Origin of the sequence: Nostoc sp. DedQUE05, from assembly GCF_034530955.1 — a bacterium.
GTDB lineage: Bacteria > Cyanobacteriota > Cyanobacteriia > Cyanobacteriales > Nostocaceae > Nostoc.
Genome location: NZ_JAVRCB010000047.1, coordinates 1 through 18,810, shown reverse-complemented (window position 1 = coordinate 18,810; position 18,810 = coordinate 1). Strand labels below are relative to the sequence as shown.

12 protein-coding genes are annotated in these 18,810 nt (G+C 42.7%); all 12 read right to left on the bottom strand.

Annotated elements, in window-relative coordinates:
* Positions 1-101: 101 nt before the first annotated feature.
* A complete protein-coding gene (locus RMZ42_RS27775; RefSeq protein WP_322674444.1) occupies positions 102-1,061 on the bottom strand; it encodes a hypothetical protein in 960 nt (319 codons plus the stop codon).
* Positions 1,062-2,094: 1,033 nt separating this feature from the next.
* The gene (locus RMZ42_RS27770; RefSeq protein ID WP_322674484.1) at positions 2,095-4,326 is read right to left on the bottom strand and encodes a pentapeptide repeat-containing protein; all 2,232 of its coding nucleotides are present in this window, start codon (positions 4,324-4,326) and stop codon (positions 2,095-2,097) included.
* Complete coding sequence (locus RMZ42_RS27765) at positions 4,319-5,344, bottom strand: zinc-dependent alcohol dehydrogenase family protein (RefSeq protein ID WP_322674443.1); 1,026 nt, start codon at positions 5,342-5,344, stop codon at positions 4,319-4,321. The genes RMZ42_RS27770 and RMZ42_RS27765 overlap by 8 nt, the downstream gene beginning before the upstream one ends.
* Positions 5,345-5,797: 453 nt before the next feature.
* Positions 5,798-6,190 carry a chorismate mutase gene (aroH, locus tag RMZ42_RS27760; protein WP_409882178.1) on the bottom strand — a complete coding sequence of 131 codons (393 nt, stop codon included), beginning with the start codon at positions 6,188-6,190 and terminating at the stop codon, positions 5,798-5,800.
* A gap of 153 nt (positions 6,191-6,343) precedes the next feature.
* Positions 6,344-8,095: a cupin domain-containing protein gene (locus RMZ42_RS27755; protein ID WP_322674441.1), complete on the bottom strand. Its 1,752-nt coding sequence runs from the start codon at positions 8,093-8,095 to the stop codon at positions 6,344-6,346.
* A gap of 432 nt (positions 8,096-8,527) precedes the next feature.
* A complete protein-coding gene (locus tag RMZ42_RS27750) occupies positions 8,528-9,439 on the bottom strand; it encodes an SDR family oxidoreductase (protein WP_322674440.1) in 912 nt (303 codons plus the stop codon).
* Positions 9,439-10,428 carry a hypothetical protein gene (locus RMZ42_RS27745; RefSeq protein ID WP_322674439.1) on the bottom strand — a complete coding sequence of 330 codons (990 nt, stop codon included), beginning with the start codon at positions 10,426-10,428 and terminating at the stop codon, positions 9,439-9,441. Before RMZ42_RS27745 ends, RMZ42_RS27750 begins: the two co-directional genes overlap by 1 nt.
* A 390-nt stretch (positions 10,429-10,818) precedes the next feature.
* Positions 10,819-12,924, bottom strand: a complete 2,106-nt coding sequence (locus RMZ42_RS27740; RefSeq protein WP_322674438.1) for a calcium-binding protein — start codon at positions 12,922-12,924, stop codon at positions 10,819-10,821.
* Positions 12,925-13,061: 137 nt separating this feature from the next.
* On the bottom strand, positions 13,062-14,210 hold the full coding sequence (locus RMZ42_RS27735; protein WP_322674437.1) for a 3-oxoacyl-ACP synthase III family protein: 1,149 nt from the start codon (positions 14,208-14,210) through the stop codon (positions 13,062-13,064).
* Positions 14,211-14,236: 26 nt separating this feature from the next.
* Positions 14,237-16,039: a ScyA-related TPP-binding enzyme gene (locus RMZ42_RS27730; RefSeq protein ID WP_322674436.1), complete on the bottom strand. Its 1,803-nt coding sequence runs from the start codon at positions 16,037-16,039 to the stop codon at positions 14,237-14,239.
* Between the two features lie 52 nt (positions 16,040-16,091).
* On the bottom strand, positions 16,092-17,612 hold the full coding sequence (locus tag RMZ42_RS27725; RefSeq protein ID WP_322674435.1) for a long-chain fatty acid--CoA ligase: 1,521 nt from the start codon (positions 17,610-17,612) through the stop codon (positions 16,092-16,094).
* Between the two features lie 184 nt (positions 17,613-17,796).
* Positions 17,797-18,729, bottom strand: a complete 933-nt coding sequence (locus RMZ42_RS27720) for a cytochrome P450 (protein ID WP_322674434.1) — start codon at positions 18,727-18,729, stop codon at positions 17,797-17,799.
* Between the last annotated feature and the right edge of the window lie 81 nt (positions 18,730-18,810).

Genomic DNA, 18,810 nt, shown 5'->3' with positions numbered 1-18,810 from the left:
GCCAAGCTGTACTAGCATACTATGTACTGAAGAACTCATTATTGTTCTGCTCTATTTATCTGCTGATTTTCGGAACTATTGTATTAAGTAAACGAGCTTTGTCAACTACCAAATGACGGAATTTGTCCACCACCAAATGATGGAATTTGTCCACCTTCAGATGAAGAGGTTTGTCCACCAAATGAAGGGATTTGTCCACCACCAGATGAAGAGGTTTGTCCACCAAATGACGGGATTTGTCCACCACCAAATGAAGGGATTTGTCCACCACCAGATGAAGGGATTTGTCCACCACCCACTTCCTTGTCAAGCCTTGAGTTAACTAGCTTGTCAATAGTAGCCCTCAAAGTAAACCCGTCCGGTATTTCGGTTGTGCTAATACCATAGGTTTGGCTGCTACCACCAGTCAAAGGGTCGCTACTGCTGCCTGTGGATGGGCTACCGCCGCCAGTCAAAGGATCGCTGCCGCCTCCGAATGGGTTGCCACCACCTGTGGATGCGCTACTGCCGCCTGTGGATGGGCTACCGCCGCCTCCGAATGGGTTGCCACCACCTGTGGATGCGCTACTGCCGCCTCCGAATGGGTTGCCACCACCTGTGGATGGGCTACCACCGCCTGTGGATGCGCTACTGCCGCCTCCGAATGGGTTGCCACCACCTGTGGATGGGCTACCACCGCCTGTGGATGTGCTACTGCCGCCTCCGAATGGGTTGCCACCACCTGTGGATGCGCTACTGCCGCCTCCGAATGGGTTGCCACCGCCTGTGGATGGGCTACCGCTAACTTTAGATGGGTTTACACCGCCTGCAAAGATATTCCAGAAGTTGTCGCCAGCGAAAGGATTACCACCGTAGGCTAAATCAGGCTGACTGCCACCGCCACCAGCACTACCACCAAATGGGCTACTGCCATCTTCTCCCTTACCAACACCACTGAATAGATTTTTGACCCCTTCCTTACCGACAACTTCTTCCAAGCGACCGAAGGGTGATTGTTCAATCGGATTGTTCCCACTAGTAGAGGAGTTACTGCTACCACCGTTACTCAAATCTTCTGCCATTAGGATTAATCCTCCTATTGTTTGGATAAAAATCTTGCTAACATCGCAACATAAAATAACGTCAGTTCGATAAACCTCTCCCCAACCCCTCTGCGACGCAAAGATGGGCAGAAATATTCTTCGTTGACAACGAGAAAATTATGGTTTCAAAGCCTCTCTCGCTGTGGGAGAAAGGAATGGAAACGGGGTTTTTGAGATCCGTCGAATTCACGTTAAAATAGACAAAACTTAAGTCTTTTTTTTGACTTATTTGTTATCTTTTTGTTAGCAAAACTAGTTAGTAGCTGTTAAATTATTTTGTTATCTTTATTAGATAATCAATTTTTCATCACTTGCTACTTACACTTACAATGTATATGATTTAATTTTCAAAAACAATGAAAAATGTTTTGATAAAAATATCAAAGTTGTAGATATTTTTAGATAATAATTTAGAAAAAATAAATGATTTATTTGTATAATAAAATTTAATTTTGTTTAAATATTAAGTAGGTTGGTGTAAAAATTTGTCGTTGGGATAAGGTAAGAGACAGAAGTCAAAAGGCAGGAGAGGAAAGGGTTTTAGCCTAGTTTATATTTATTTACATAGTTTGGTTTTATTATGCCGACTTATTTATTTACAATGAACAATCTTTTGATAAATTTACCAAATTTTTAGATATAGCAGGAGGCAGAAGGCAGCACTTCGACTCCCTTCTCTACAAGAGGCTGCGCCAACGACTGCGGTCAGGGCAAGACGCTTAGTGACCAGAGGCAGGAGGTAAAAGTATTACTATTCCTAACTTTCATGCTTTCAAAATATCCTAACATGTGTGACTACGGCTATATTTAATCTGGGTTGATCTGACGTTATAGTGGTTTTCACTTGGGTGCAACACAGTCATATCCTCATCCCGTATTTGAAACGTGTAAACACTCTTCTTTATATAAACGATAACCGCTATATACTACGAGACTGATAGCAGGAAATAGTATAATTGCTGGCATTATACACTACGTTGTATCATATTAGCGCTAATAAAAAGTGCAGGAATTACTTCAGATAAATCAGCAAATTCAATCCCGGAATTGTGCGGGAAAGTGTCCATAAAACTAGGGTGATGTAAATTAAACCCAAACTCCATTGATACCAAGCAAGTGCAGAGATGATACCTGGTAGGTGTTCATCTCGCAAGCGAATGTCGTTAAATCCTAATTTCACTAGATTGTTGAGACTAAAATCATAGTAGTTGAGCCAGTTCCAACGGCGATCGCCCAACAGAGGCATATATCGTTCCCGAAATGTCTCATTCCTTGGTATCACTGGCAAACGTCCAATCAATAATCGTAACTGGCGAAATGTGCCATCTTCTGTGAAGTAAGAAACGTCCATTAAGTCATGATAACGACCTTGTTGGTAAAGTCGGATTAATAAAGCCATTGGGACGGGGACAAGAATTATTACCAGACATCCCAATGTCAGCCAAGGTTGTTCGGCATTGCGAAAGATCGCTAGTAAGCTGAAGAATTCTAAAACGCTAAAACTGATTAATATCGAAATGGTTTCGTAATATGTGGGAATAATTGGTACCGGATGCAGCCGACGATAGCGATCCACTAGCCAAAATAGTAGCCCGAAATAAGCGATCGCTAATCCTCCCACGCCAAAGACTAACCAAAAATTTGTCCCATAGCCACTCAACAATAACAATACACTCAACGCCAACCAACTCCAAGCTTGCAGCAACCACCCAACAATAGAAAGGGTTTCGCCAACAATTAAGCGATCGCTTAGTTGGGTATATTTTTCTAAATCGATGTCTGCAATGGTGAGTAACTCACTACTGTTACGAAAGGATTTTACCAGACGACGCTGGGCGATCGCTTGGGCTTGAGTTGCAGAAAAACCCAAATTCATTAAACTTGCAACAGTTGCACTATTAATATTTGTAGCCGTCAACCGATGCCCAAACTCGATTAATCGCAATCGTTGTTTTGTGTATTCCAGTTTATTAGCATCGGCAACTTGCTGTTGCTGACGAAAATTTTGCCCCAAATTCCGCAAGACGTTTTGATTACCTTGCAATGTTGGGATGCAGAACATCTGACCAATCTCACCGGGATTACCTAAAATTTTCGCTTGGTTAGAGTTAAAACTTAAACCAGGTACGCTTAAACAAGCCTCTTTAGCAAACCTGGCATCACTAAAATCTGCAAGGTTAAGAATGTTCGCACCTTGCAGATTTATCAATAGGTTAAACTCCGCTTCTCGGAAGCTTACACCTTGCTCAAAAATCGCTTCTGTTAAAAGAAGAAACTGATTAAAATCGGCTTTAGTAAACTGGGCTTGACTGGCAAAATCTACTTCCGAAAAATCAGCATTTCCTTGCCATTGGACACTACTAAATTTAGCCAACTGTTTAAAAGTTGCTTGGTTGAAGTTGGCAGTTGTCTCAAAGATACTACCTTGAAAATCAGCCAGTTCCCGAAATTTAATTTTTTTAAAGTTAGCTTTTTCAAAAAATATACTGCCCTGAAAATTGCTTGGTTGCTGGAAGTTAGCACTGGTAAAACTAACAGGACGAGCAAATCTGGTTTGAGTCCAGTCAATAGGTTGGAGAAAAGTTGCACCTTGGGCATCAACAGACTGAAGAAAAAAAGTATTGGAAAACTTCACTTCGCCGTTGAAGCGAGTTTGCACCAGTGTTAAGACACCACGAAAGACGGCGATTTCACTGGCTGGGGTTGACTCTGTTCCCAGAAGCGATCGACAATCTTTAGAGTTGGGTAAAGCGATGGCGAGTGACTCTAGACAAACAAAGCGCAAACGTTCTAGTTTTTCTTGTTCGGTAGCGGTGAAAATGGGTGCGATCGCTTTTGCATATAATGGTGTTCTTAAACCCAAATCGCTGCCGACAAAATCCCCCAGAATCAAAGCATAGCTGAGGTCTAAACCCAAAGGTTTTGTACCGAGTTCTTTTCGCAGTAGTTGGTAAAAAGCATCACGAAAGCTGGCGTTTTCTGGGCGTAAATCGATCGCCATTTTTTGCAAATCTACGGTTAAATTTCCTTCGCGGAGTATCGGTGTGCGTAGTCGTTCTTGCAATAATTCTAGGGTTAAGGGTGTGCGTTCTGGTTGTGTTTGTGCTGCCGAAGCTGGTAGGGGGAGGAAGAGTAAAACGCAAAGGAACGCTAAGGGAAGCGCAGAGGTACGCCAAGAAACTCCTCTGTGTACCTTTGCGTTTAACCTCTGCGTGCCTTTGCGTTTAAAAGATAAATTATGCAAATTGTTTCGATCGTTCGTCACTAATCAGCAGAACAATTTTACCTGTCACAGACCCACTTTCAATTAATTGGTGGGCTTTAGCTGCTTCTTTTAAGGGAAATTTGTGACTCACATGGATTTTTAATTTGCCTTCATCGATCCAGGTGGCAGATTGTTCGAGAATTTCTGCATGATGGTGGAGACTATCTTGTAATCCTAGCAAGGCTGGTGCCAACATGAATTCTAAACCAATGCGGAGGTTGCGAGTTCTAGCAGTTTTCCAAACAGTATTGGCATTTGGTTCGAGAATTGTGACAATATCGCCATAGACTCGCACTGCGGGGAAGGTTTTGTGAAAAGTTTCGCCGCCTACGGTATCAAAAGCCAAGTCTACGCCTTCGCCACCAGTCCAATCTAATACCGCTTGCACAAAGTCTGTTTGTTTGTAAAAAATTACATTATCGGCACCAAGTTCTTTGACAAAATTAGCTTTTTCTTCAGAACCCACTGTCGTGGAAACAGTAGCACCTTTGAGTTTCGCCAATTGAATTGCTACATGGCCGACACCACCAGCACCCGCATGAATCAAAACCCGTTCCCCAGGTTCTAATCGTCCCCGTTCATATAAAGCTTCCCAGGCGGTGATTAATACTAAAGGCGCTGCTGCGGCTTCGGCAAAGGAGATAGAGGCGGGTTTACGTGCCACAAACCGCTCATCGACAACGGTATATTCAGCGTAATTTCCTTGGTGTGCGCCCAAGCCACCATAGCAAAAATATACTTCCTCACCTGCGCGAAAACGCTGAACGCCAGCACCCACTGCTTCAACGATCCCTGCACCATCGCATCCTAAAATTGTTGGCGTGCGATCGGGGTAGAAACTGCCTCGACTCCGAAGTTTAGTGTCAATGGGGTTAATGCCAGCCGCCACCAAACGCACTAAAAGTTCAGTATTCCCGACAGGAACAGCAGGGTTTGGCACATCCTGCACTTGTAGAACTTCGGGATTGCCAGCTGCTGTCATCAAGACTGCTTTCACAACTCTTTCCTCCTGGCTTTAGATGCACATTCTTATGCAACTTTACCGCAAGAGGGTAGATCCAGAGATATTTATCAGCCAAAACTGCAATGTCTCCCACGTTTTTAAATATGGGTTCCCTTCCGTCTCCTGCCTCCTGAATTACAAAAGATGATTGTTTTTGTCCAACTTCTTTGGCTGCCAGTAATACACTTAGGGACATCCAAAAATTAAATTACTCAATTTTTGCATCCAATAAAAGCAGGGGGGACAAGGTAGACTTGGTAGACTTGGTAGACTTGGTAGACTTGGTAGCAATATCTCTCCCAAGTCTTTCCAAAGCGATTGATTATTTTTTATTTGGAAGTCCCTTAGGGCATTATCACATAAGTACTTTCCTCGCCAGCACCATTGACTTCTTCTCGTAAAAAGCTGTGTGCTAGCTTAAATTTTTGGATGAGGTTTTGCGATCGCCTAACGTAACAATGCTATATCTGGACGTAACTGAGCGGCACGGTGTAGATAGACTGGGCGTAATGCATTCTGGGGTAGAGGAGTGTTTAAGTGGATTAGCACCCGAATGCAGCGATCGAGGCTATTGGCAACCTGCATCTGTTGCACATCTAGCAAAGGAACTCGATCCCAACCAGGACGACGACGTGCTACCGCAGCCGGAAACATTGCATCCAAATCTGAAGTTGCCGAAAAGGTAACACTGACGATTTCATCAGGATCTAAAACATTGTTTGTTTCTAAGGCGTTTAATAATTCATCTACAGCCTCAGTAATTGCTTTTATAGAGTTGTAGCTGACTGTCGTTGCGCCTCGAAGTCCTCGGACTCGCCATTCTCCCGATACCTTTGACACGCTGGAATGTTGATCTATGTGCGTTGAAAAAGTGAGCTTATCCATATTAATTTGAAGGTTGCGTATTTAAGTTTTTCTGTACACAGCAATTGCCAATTGTAAATCTCAATTGTTGATAGTTTTATTTGGCAATCTCAGATTAGTTAAAGAGAGCTAGACAATCAAGAAATCAGCACTTGTTATAGTACTGACTTGTACCCCACTCAAGATCGTTAAAGGCTCATTGCTGCTGGTAATATTAATCAAAGTATCATTTACACTACCACCAGTACCTTGATAGATTGTTAAATCGGCAAATGTCAGACCACCAAAAAGCCCAATAGAATCTTCCCCATCAGTAAAGTCAACAATGGTATCAATCCCCGATCCAGATGTAAAGGAGAATGTGTCTTTGCCACTACCACCAATCAGAGTATCCCAACCAAAGCCGCCTACAAGGGTATCATTGCCAGCACCGCCCCGAAGCAAGTCATCACCGCTCAACCCCAACAGATAGTCATTGCCACCCTGACCGTTAATAACATCATTAGATTTGTCAAAGCCACTAGTATTATTATTAAGATCGTTCAGGAATGTTACCGAGTTACGATTGTAAACACTACTTCTTTGTTCATTCGCATTCAAGACATCAAAGCTATCTTGAAACCCCGTCTGCCCGTTAAACAAAATATTGCCAATATCCACCGATGCACCTGTGGCTTGGCGAAGGTTATCTAGGTTTTGTAAGGCAAATTTTTGCAAGACGACCCCAGTATTCTCAACTCCCTCAAAGGTTATGAGCAGATCGTCTTGATTCTGAGTTAAGAGCAGATTTCTAGCAGTCAGCCCATTACCCTCAAATTTTAGAGTATCAATTTCAGCAGATACGTCTGTAGATGGCCGAGATCCCGACCCTACACCACCAAAGTCAGTAATGGTGTCGATGCCGTTACCAAGTTGAACTGTAAACAAGTCTATATTTCCACCACCCGTAAGGAGGTCGTTTCCTTTTCCACCAATAATGTTTTCACTGCTTTTCCCACCGATAAGGATGTTATCACTATCATCTCCAACCAGAAGAACACCGTCTTTTCCTTTGGGTCGAGCGTCATTGTCTACAATTGTCAAACTAGCTGTATTCTGTAATAGCCCAATGATTGCACCGCCAGTAGCATCGCTCAAGGTGAGGTTGATAGTTTTATTAGCCTCGATTGAATTATTATCATCAACGATCGCAATGTTTACAACTTTAACTCTCTCTCCGTCAGCAAAGTTAACCTTTATTTGCTGAGAACCGTTATAATCTTCGAGATATTTAGCAGTACCATCTTTTAAAGTGATAGTAGCGCCAACTGCCCCTGTATCATCTAACGGGCGGATCAAAGTTACTGCTGCTATGGGAGAACCATCTTCATTGACGCTGTATTCAGTGCCAGCAAAAATTATTGAGTCTAGGGGTACTGATGCGTTGTCCTTAAAGGCTTGCACGATTTTATCAAGTCCTTCATCTGTAAATAGCGGAAAAGCCGCAGATATATCTGTCCCTGGACGACTTGTATCCTCAATCAATTTGTCAAGCCCGGAGGGAATACCTTGGATAATCATTCTCGCTGGTCGATCTTCAAGATTGCGATAGGCGTGGGTTTGCCCTTTAGGCACATTCACAAAAGTTCCAGGAGTTGCGGTAATAACTCGATCGTTCAACTGAAATTTTACAGTTCCCTCGACAATGTAAAATCCTTCATCTTGCTGAAGGTGGATATGCGGTGTAGTCCCGACATTTGATGGAACATAAGCATCAAATAGATCGTATTTACCACCAGTATCTTCGCCAGTGGAGATAAATTTAACCAAGTCTCCAACCACCCACAATGACTTACTAGATTTGTTGGCTGGTGTCTGTTGAAAGCGATTATATTCTGTCATTCTTGTTCTCCTTTCGATCTGAATTGATGGTGAGCTAGTTTTAGTTTGATGTTGTAAGCGCAGACATCGGCTCTATTGCTTGAATATTTTCTTGTTTAATCAAGTTTTGAACATCTATGTCTGCATCTGCGAATAAATGTGGATTTATTAATCTAGAACTTGACTTACAAAATTCAAGTTTGGTAGGAAATAGTTACGGATGATACTTATTTATCGCGTCTTTCTTTGATATTTACGCAAAAAGTCTGAGAAAACACTTTAGAATTTGGATCGCAGCAATATTGTAGTAATTGCGATCGCTATTAAGTTCACCCTATATTTTTTAGGGTTGCGATCGCCCATAAAAACCTCAATAGATGTAGATTCCACTCTTTTTGTTCCCATCCAAACTAGTTTGGATGAGATTGTTTGGATCAAACTGATGCTAATAAATTACCTCGTTACCGCCAGCCCATTTTGGTTTGCCCAACGTCTAATAGAATCTCTCAAAGACGGAACCTCAGCAAATAAACGACGTTGCAAAGTAGTATCAGCTACATATTTACCTGAAGAAACATATTCCATAGCCTTATCAGTACCCCGAAACATAGGATTAATAACTGCCATAAACTTAAACAAGATTGTTTTGACCAAAGGTGGAATTGTTTGCAATTGCACTTTCTGTCCAGTTATTTCTGAGAGTAAATTAGCAATCTCTCTAAGGTTAGTTGGCTGTTCAGTGCCCAAATCGATGCGATGTCCTACAGCTTCAGGTGTCTCAATAGCTAAGACAAGATACCGGGCCACATCATCTGAGTGAATCGTCGATGCTGGCGCGTCTGCATCAGCCATAGCTCGAAATTTACCATTTTTGATATCTTTAAGACTAAAGCCCAATAGTGTATCAACAAATCCGCCTGGTCGCAACGATACAAAAGGAACTCCAGATTTCTCAATATAGTCCTCAGTCACAGATTTCTGATAAAAGTGAGGTACAGATTTTGCTTTTTCTGCCGTCAAAATACTTGTAAAAACGAACAATTTAATTTGCATTTGCTTGGCTGCATCAACCAGATTGCGATTTCCCTTGTCGTCAGTGTTTTCTAAAGAGTCTCCTTTCTTTCTATGTGAGTAACCGTTAGCCGTTGTAATTACAACATCAATATTATGCATTGCAGGCAAAAGTGTCTCATACTCGGTTATGTCGCCCCGAACTATTTCCACACCTTGAGCTTGCAAGTGAGAAGCTTCAGTTCCAGGGCGAACTAAAGCACGGACTCTATGACCTTTTTGCAGCAGTTCTTTAACCACTTTGCCGCCAAGCAAACCAGTTGCACCAATTACGAGAACTTGACGCTGAAGCATTATCTAAACTCCTTAACTCTAAACATTTTATTTGACTTTTCAGACTTGATTAAAGTTCTATTTTTTTGTCTAGTTTTCCGTACTAAATTTGTAGCGATATAAGCAGTAAAACCCAAAATCACCAATGTAGAAGTTGGTTCTGGAACAGCGATAGAAGAAACTGGTAAACCAGGATAAGTAGCGGTGAATTTTCTCAGAGTACTTTCCTCAGATTCCCCGCCTCTATTACGAACTTCTTGACTTAAACCTTTGATATAGTTTGTCCAACCCATTTCAGGAGGCCCCCCGAAATCACCACCAAAATCTCCAAATACATTAGTCAACTGTGTGACAGAGTTAGTATAAAATGTCAGCGTACCATCTGGGTTTTCTTTAAACCCAAATTTTCTTGAGCCGTTCACTGGATGTTTTCCCGTTACGCCACTGGTAATAGTTGATAAGGTAAAATGATCGTCGGTCAAATCTGTAAGCATCACAGAAACATCATCTTCGTAATTAGGAAGACCCAGTGCTGCAAAAAGGCGTAATTTTATATCATAAATATCGCCTACCTTTGGTGGTGTGGAGGTGTTCCTGGGAATTAGCTGATTGAGCGTATCATCACCGCTAGAGAGATAATCATCAAAAGATTGATAATTTATTGCCCCATTTGGGTCTTTAGCTATTTCTAAGAGAAAATCTGTAGGGGTTAGCCCTTGGGGCATTTTGTCAACCAAAACAGAAATTTCGTCATAAAAAACTTTTTTATTTCCAGTAAGTAACTGCAAGTTGCCGTTATCTGCTTGAAGGGCTGCCTTAACTGTGGGATTTTGAGACCAAGGTTCTGTAAACAATTCCAAATGGGTTTTCAGTGGGTCGTAAGGTTCTGATTGCAAACTGAATTCACTAGCAAGAGCCGGACTACTAAAAGAAATTACAGGAGTAGTTAAGCCCAAGGTAAATAAAAGTGGTATAAACCCTAATAATTTGTGCTGATAACGCAGTTTCATAATTGATTACTTCCAAAAATTTAAGTTACAAAATACTAGGAACCTGGCATAGCGATGAAGAAATAATTTCAAAAAAAAATATCTTTTTGCTGCTGAAAATATATGCGAGCGCTAAGAGGTTGTTTGAAAAGTGGTTAACTGTGATTTTAATTGCGTTTTTACCCCCCTTAGTCCCCCCTTATAAAGGGGGGAAACAAGAAAAATCCGATTCTCTCCCCAATACATCCGAGCAGGGTTAGGGAGTGGTAAAAAAATATTTGATACATCAATCATGACTTTTCAAACATCCTCTAAAGCCAGTTTCCCAGATTCTATTTGCCAAATCTCAATGTTGGGAATTTCCAATAACCTATCGTAGAAAACGACTAACTGGGAATTTCTTGAGACTTTTTAAACGCGAACGAAATAGCTATCACTCAGATTTAAACCTGTGACTCCTTGGACAGTAGCAATTAATTCTAGAGGCTGATTTGCTCTTTGTAAGAATATATCTGTGGATGCTACACCTGAAGGAGAGCTAGAACCTGTAGCTAAAACATAATTAGCATCCGTTACACTTTGCAATTGGATGAAATCTTCATTCTTTTTGAAGTCAGTAATAATCGCAGCATCATAAACATCAGAATTGCCACTATCATAAAATACATGACCGTTATTCCCCAGAATAAATGTATCTCTGCCTTGATTGCCGGTGAGCGTATCAACTTCACCACGACCAAACCCAAATAACGGATCGAATGGGTCAACACCAACAATCACATCATCTCCAGCTTCACCAGAGAGAAAATCGTTCCCGGATGCACCAACTAGTAAGTCTGCTTCTGTCCCACCGACGATAATATCATTGCCAGTACCACCATAGAGGTTGTCTTTGCCATCCGCACCATTAAGGAAGTCATCACCATCTCCACCATTGATGATGTCATTCCCGACATCACCATCAAGGATGTCGTTACCTTCTTGACCTAATATCCGGTCATTACCGGCACCACCTAAAACTCTATCCTTACCTAAACCACTATAAATAGTATCGTTACCATCTCCGCCATTGAGGTCGTCATTACCATCTTCACCATTGATTTGATCGTTGCCGATTTCTCCAAAAATGCGATCGTTGCCATCACCACCTAAAATAACATCGTCCCCGACTCCCCCAAAAAGGTCATCAGTTCCAGAACCACCATCCAGAAAGTCATCGCCCTCGTCGCCTAATAATTGGTCAAGACCATCGCCACCCGAAATAATGTCATTCCCAAAACCTGCGGCAACGATGTCATCACCAGTTCCAGCTGAGACAACATCATCTCCAGAAGTAGAAACAATCAAATCATTTCCTGCCCCAGCATAGATAGAATCGTTGCCGTCACGGCTGTCGATCAAATCGTTGCCGTCTAAACCATAAATGTTATCGTCACCCGTAGTGCCACCGATAACATCATTACTATTTGTGCCAACAATTAATCCGGCATCGGCGGAAACATAAACGAAGTAACTATCGTTTAAATCCAGATTTTTCACGCTTTGCACGCTAGCAATCAGTTCTAGCGGCTGATTTGGCCGACTGATGAGTATGTCTGTGGTGTATTCATTTCCCGCAGTCGAATTAGGCCCAGGAGCTACTACATAAGTGCTACCATCTGTCAACTTTTTCAGTTGAATGAAATCCTCATCAGGGTTGAAGTCAACAATTAAACCAGCGTCAGAAACGTCAGAGCCACCTTTATTATCATAGTAGGATTCAGCAACATCCCCAAGTACAAAAGTATCGTGCCCTGAACCACCGAGCATCTCATCTCTTTCAATACCGTCCAGTCCAGGTATGCGGATAAATGGATTACTGCCAATAATTACATCATCTCCAGAACCACCATTTACATAGTCATTACCGACCGAACCAACAACTATATCGTTACCTTCTCCACCAAAAACTCGATCGTCGTCAAAACCACCCAAGACGCGATCGCTCCCTAAACCACCATCTATATAGTCTTCTCCGGCGACACCAGAAATGTCGTCATCACCTTCTCCACCAAAAACTCGGTCGTTGCCATCATCACCCAAAATTTTGTCATTCCCAAGACCGCCCAAGATGAAATCGTTGCCAGTACCACCCGAAATATCATCAATCCCGTCTTTACCATTGATAAAATCGTCGCCATCTTCACCAAGTATCAGGTCATTGCCGTTAGCACCCGCAAGTTCATCATTTCCGGCACCACCTAAAATGAATTGGTTGCCTCCTGTGGCCGCAACAGTATCATTTCCAGGCCCAGCAATCACTAGTTTATTTCCAGTCCCACTAACGATGAAGTCATCACCTTCACGTCCCGAAATCAGATCGTCGCCCGCCAAACCAAAAATTTGATCGTTGCCTGTACTACCAACCAGTATATTGTCTTCAAATGTGCCAAAGAGTTGACCAGGTGCAGTTAAGGTCTTAGGGAAGTAGGAATTAGTAGAAGTTTGAGCTTGTTTTTGTTTCTGATCTTGAGACATTTTTGTTCTCCTGATAACGATCGCAAATTATGTAGGCAAATATTTTCAGTTTTCCACCAATAGAAACTGTGGAATTGTTGGTTCATTCACAGGAGTTTCTCAAAGAAACTCCTGTGGGATGATTTTGAGATTAATTGCTATACAGTAGTCAGGATGTTGCTAACTGACTTATTCAGATTGACTGCGGAAGCAGGGAGGGTTCCCAGTTTGACTTCACCCCAGCGCATGACGGTGGCAGCAGCAGTAGATGCTGAACCAATAGTATAAACAAGCACTAAATCGTTTTCGCGAATTTTCTTTGATTGAGCGCCGTAGTACAGATTGGCAATGGGGAGGACAGGCCCAATGTTTGCATAATACGGGTAGAGATTGATTGTACGGTCTGGATCGATACCTAGTGAGCGGGCACACAGATTAGCGTACCAGGCAGTTGGTGTATTGAAAGCAAAGAACTTAATATCATCGAGACTAACACCAGCAGATGCGATCGCACCTTCACAGCAAGTACGGACAAGATGAACAGATGTGCCACCTAGTTGCTTACTGGCGCTTTCACCAGTCTGTATCCGCATCCTTGGCAAGCCATTCGCGTCTGTAACTAGTTCATTAAAGAAAGCACCACAAGTTGCTTGAGTGTGAACAATTTTCGTACCCAAGACTCCTTGGTTCGGTTTGAGGGTACTAACTAAAAATGCACCAGCACCATCGGCCATAAACCACGAAAGGGTATCATCTTCATCAACAAAGTGCGAATAGATGCACGAAATCACTACTAGGACATTGCGGTACTCTCCGGTTTGCACTAACGCCGAGGCGTTCTGCATTGCCACTAAAGCACTCGAACAAGTTGATTCCAGATTCCAGGCGGGGCAGTTCAATCCTAATTTACGGGCGAGATAAGAAGCATTACCAGGAGCGATTTGCTCAGGAAACAGAGTAGTTACAATCATCAGATCGACTTCATCTGTGGAAAGTTCTGCCGCTTCCAGGGCACTTCTAGCCGCCCCATACTCTAAGGCTAACGATGTTTCACCAGGAGCCAGCACCCGCCGCTCAACAGTACCTCGGAAGGGATCGGACAGATAAGGTCTTATAGCTTCAGACCAGAGGAGGTCTTGCTCTTTTTGGTTAACGGCAGGTTCAGCAGGTTTAAACAGCTTCGCGAGGGTTCTGCTCTCTGCCTCAGTTACCAATTCTGGGTAATTCTGTTGCCAATAATCGTTGGTACGCACAATGCTAGGGAAGTTAAGGGCAACTGAACGAATACCTACTGGTTGATGTGTCATGATATTACTCCTTAAAATTAAGAAAATTAAGATTCTTTTGCAACTTGTGAAATCAAACTTTGAATCCGAGCGCCAATGGGGGCAGGTCTGGTCGGATCGATTACGACATCAATCACAAAGGGGACATTTGAAATCAGCCCTTTTTCTAAAGCGGCTTCGACATCGGCTTCCTGCTCCACCCGGATGCCATCAGCTCCCATCCCACGAGCAATCATGACGAAATCGGTACTGGGTATCTCTGCGTCTACACCGTTAAATCCCAACAAGTTCATCCCCTGGTCGCACATATTGTAATGGCCATCGTTGAGTACAATCCAAACGGCAGGAATTTTGTATTTGACAGCAGTACTAATCTCGCTGTTCATGAGCATAGCTCCGTCCCCAAGAATAGCAACAGCTTTACTATTGCGTGCCAGTGCAGCACCGACAACACCTGTGGCAGCATGACCCATTGAGCCAAAACCAGTACTGACTCGATATCGTCTAGAGGTGTTAAACCGTAGCCAGTGGGTTCCCCAAGCAAAGGAGTTACCCGCCTCGGTAATTACTATTGCATCACTATTTTCGACAATTACACGTTGAATCCGATCCATCAGTATTTCTGGTCTAATTAAACCATCATTCTGAGAATCAATCGGATCGAATTTGGGTCGGGGCAGCGATGAGACTGGTAATCGATCGGAACGCTTGGGAAAATGCTTCAATAATGCTTTAACAAATTCTCCGACATCAGACTGAATAGGCACTGTCTCAACAGATGGATAAGCAACTCCAGGTACTTCTGGGTCAATATCGACATGTATAAAACCGCGTGAGGGAATCATTTCCAGATTCCAGAATGAGGTAAATTCACTCAATTTTGTTCCCAAAACCAGTACGCGCAGAGGACTTTGTGATTGCATATATGTCAGAACTGAGGAATGTCCACCGAAGCCTGTCACACCCACAAACTGAGGATGATCTTCAGGAAATATACCCTTAGCACGAGGCGAACACATTACGGCAGATCCGGTTCTCTCGGCAAGTTGGCGGATTTCTTCTCCGGCATCCCTGGCACCAAAGCCCACCCAAATAGCAAACGGCCCTTCAGATAACAATTGTACAGATTTCCAAACAGTATCTTCTCCCGCAGATGGCAGAATTAGTGAGCTAGTTATACGGGGTATTGATGCCTTGAGAAAACTTGTCTGAATCACCGGGGGGACACTTAAATGTGCAACAAAGCTACCAGGTTGTCCTAGACCGAGGGCAAGTCTGCGAGCAGTTACTGGAAGTTCATCGCTGCATTCAATAGTCGTTGCATAATGGAAAAGCTTTCCTGAAGTAAAAATACTTGTATTGGACATTGTGTAGGCACTAGTTTCTTGAAAAGCCCAGCGTCCACGTTGCTGTGTTGAGGTAGAAGGAGAGAGAAAAATTACCTTTGCACCTTCCCAGCGTGCAGCAAACATTCCAGTCAGGGCGTTGGTAATTCCTGGCCCGGTTGTGGTGAATACTACCACAGGACGACCATTGGCAAAATACGACTCAATAGCTGCAAAGGCTGCTCCGGTTTCGTGACGAAATTGCAGCACCTGGATTGAGCTTTGCTCTAGCATAGCTACCAGTGGCGTAATTCCACCTCCAAATAGACCAAAAGCTTGGCGTACTCCCAAATCTTCCAGCATTTTGACTATAGCTGCTGCAACTGTTATTTCAGTTGATTCTGAGTAGCTGGGCTTTCCATGAGGGGATAGCAAAGAAGAGCTTGTGGATTGCGATCCAATAGCAGATTCAGCTATTGTATGTTCAACTGACTTATGATTAGTTCTAACATTAGTATGACGCATCGATGAAACCTCTATTTATTTTTTTATTTTGGTAGTTTGTTTGGGTTGTCAACTAATAGGTAATAGTGGCGAATTGAGATGTTGATTGCTTACGTAAAACTCGCTTGAGTACTTTACCTGTAGGATTTTTAGGAATTGAATCCACGAAGTTAATTACATGGGGGATTTTGTAGACTGCCATCCTTTGCCGACAGAATTCAATAATTTGCTTTTCTGTAACTTCTTTACCAGATTTAGCTACGATATTCGCCTGGATTATCTCACCTTTGAAACTATCAGGGATGCCATAAATAGCTACTTCGGCAACTGCTGGATGCTGATAAATGACATTTTCAACTTCAGTTGGATATACTTTAAATCCAGAGACATTAATCATGTCTTTTAAGCGATCGACGATGTAGAAAAAACCGTCTTCATCCATTCGACCAATATCGCCAGTATATAACCAACCATTTTTAATGACTTCAGCAGTTTCAAATGGGCGATTCCAATAACCAAGCATGACGTTGGGGCCGCGGATGACAATCTCACCCAATTCACCAGGCTGTACCTGATGATCGTCAGCATCAACAATTTTCATTTCTACATTTTCAATGGGAGCGCCAATGGAACCGAGTTTGTATTTCAAGTCGTGGTTATAACATGCACATGGTGATGTTTCAGTTAAACCATAGCCTTCATGAATCACTTTTCCATACTTTTTCTGCCAAATTTGAGCTATTTCAATTGGCATAGGTGCCGCAGCAGAAAAGTAATAACGTATGCTCTCAAAGGTTTGCTGAGGTATGTCGCTATTTAAGATTTTGATGAATACTGTCGGCACACCAAAGAACATGGTGATTTTATGAGTAGCGATCGCATTTAAAACTTGTGTCAGATCGAACCGCCGTTGCAGGACGAGGGTGGAACAAGTATTGAGTGCAGCATTGAGAATTGCATTTTGACCAAAGCAATGAAATAATGGTAGAAAAAGTAATAATTGGTCATTAGCTTGCATTCCACAACAACGATTTTGGGAATACATATTAGAGATGATATTGCCGTGAGAAAGAGTAGCTCCTTTAGGAAAACCTGTGGTTCCTGATGTGTAGACTATGCTAGCAGGAGCATGGCGATCCATTTTCACAGCGCGGGCATTTGGGGAAGAGGTTTCTATTAGTTGAGCTAAAATTATCCCCTTTTTGGCGCTACCTTCTGCAATCAAAATGTGTTGTAATTCGGGTAAATCTGCCTCTAATACCTCCAAACTACCTGACTCTGTGGTGATGATGGCTTTAGCAGCACAATCGTGAAGAATATAGCTGACTTCAGAACTTTTCAACATCACATTTACAGAAACAGCGATCGCACCAATTTTGAGAATGCCAAGATAAGAAGTAATGAACTCTGGAATATTTGGCAAAAACAAGGCCACGCGATCGCCTCTTCTTATTCCCAATCCTTGTAAACTATTAGCTACTCGATTTACTAACCGATCTAGATGGCTGTAAGTAAAAGATTTATCTTCAAAAATCAGGGCGATTTTCTCAGGAAATAATAAATGACCGCGCTCGATATGATTGGCGATATTCATAACTTAAAAGTCTCTCTTTCATCTGAGTATGGCAACAAATTAAGTTAACAAAACTTTTGGAATAGAATGGCACGAATCAAAAGTAAAATCATTGCTAAGGCTGGGTGTAAGTGAAGCACTACCGCGCCAAGTATTGTGATGTTTTTCCCTACACCCAAAGGCCAGTTAAATTCAAGGTTTGCGTTTATCTTAGTGTGATTCCTTTCTGAATATTTGGTGTGTAAACATCACCAAAACTGATTTGTGGTTCCAATGTCATGAGGATGCCGTAACGGGGACGTAATGTGAACATTGGCTCCTCTTCAACTGGATGTCCAGATACTAAGTGCAGCCGATATTTTTGAGCTACCATTGCAACTATCAACTGCATTTCAGTCATCGCAAATATCTCACCTATGCATTGGCGTGGGCCGCCGCCGAAGGGGTAGTAAGCATAGCGGGGACGCGCAGCCGCTTGTTCTTTTGTAAAGCGCTCAGGGTCAAAGTCTTCGGGATTCTCCCAAAAAGCCGGTAGGCGATGGGTGACATAAGGGCTAATTATGATTACAGAGTTAGCTGGTATGTGATAGCCTCCAACCTGGTCGGCCTGTAAGTTAGTACGAGTATAGACCCATGCACCAGGATAAAGCCGCATCGATTCTTCCAGTACCATCCTGGTATATTTCAAGTTTGGTAAATCTTCAAGAGTCGGAGTACGCCCATTTAAAACACTCTTGAGTTCATCTTGGAGCCGACTTTCGACGTGAGGATGAAGAGAGAGCAAGTACCAAGTCCATGCAAGTACAGCTGCTGACGTTTCAAATCCACCGGTAAAGATGGTCATAATCTCATCGCGCAGTTGTTCATCGCTCATTCTCTGACCAGATTCTTCATCGTAAGTATCCATCAGCATAGAGAGCAGGTCGTCAGGACTATTACTATTTTCCCGGCGGGAGCGAATAATCCGATAGACGATTCTATCTAGTGTTCCCATCGCTTGCACAAAGGCGCGGTTTTTCGGTGTGGGTATCCATAGAGGTAGTTTGAAGACTGCCCATAGTTGACTACTAAGATACTCGTAAGCAGTATCCCATGCTTGATTCATCTCGGAAATTTTGTCTTCAGAATCAATACTCAACAAACTCTTGAGGAGGATATTCTGAGCTAGTAGTCTGCCAAGGCAATTTTGCTAGGTTAAGCTTGGATATAAACGCTGCAT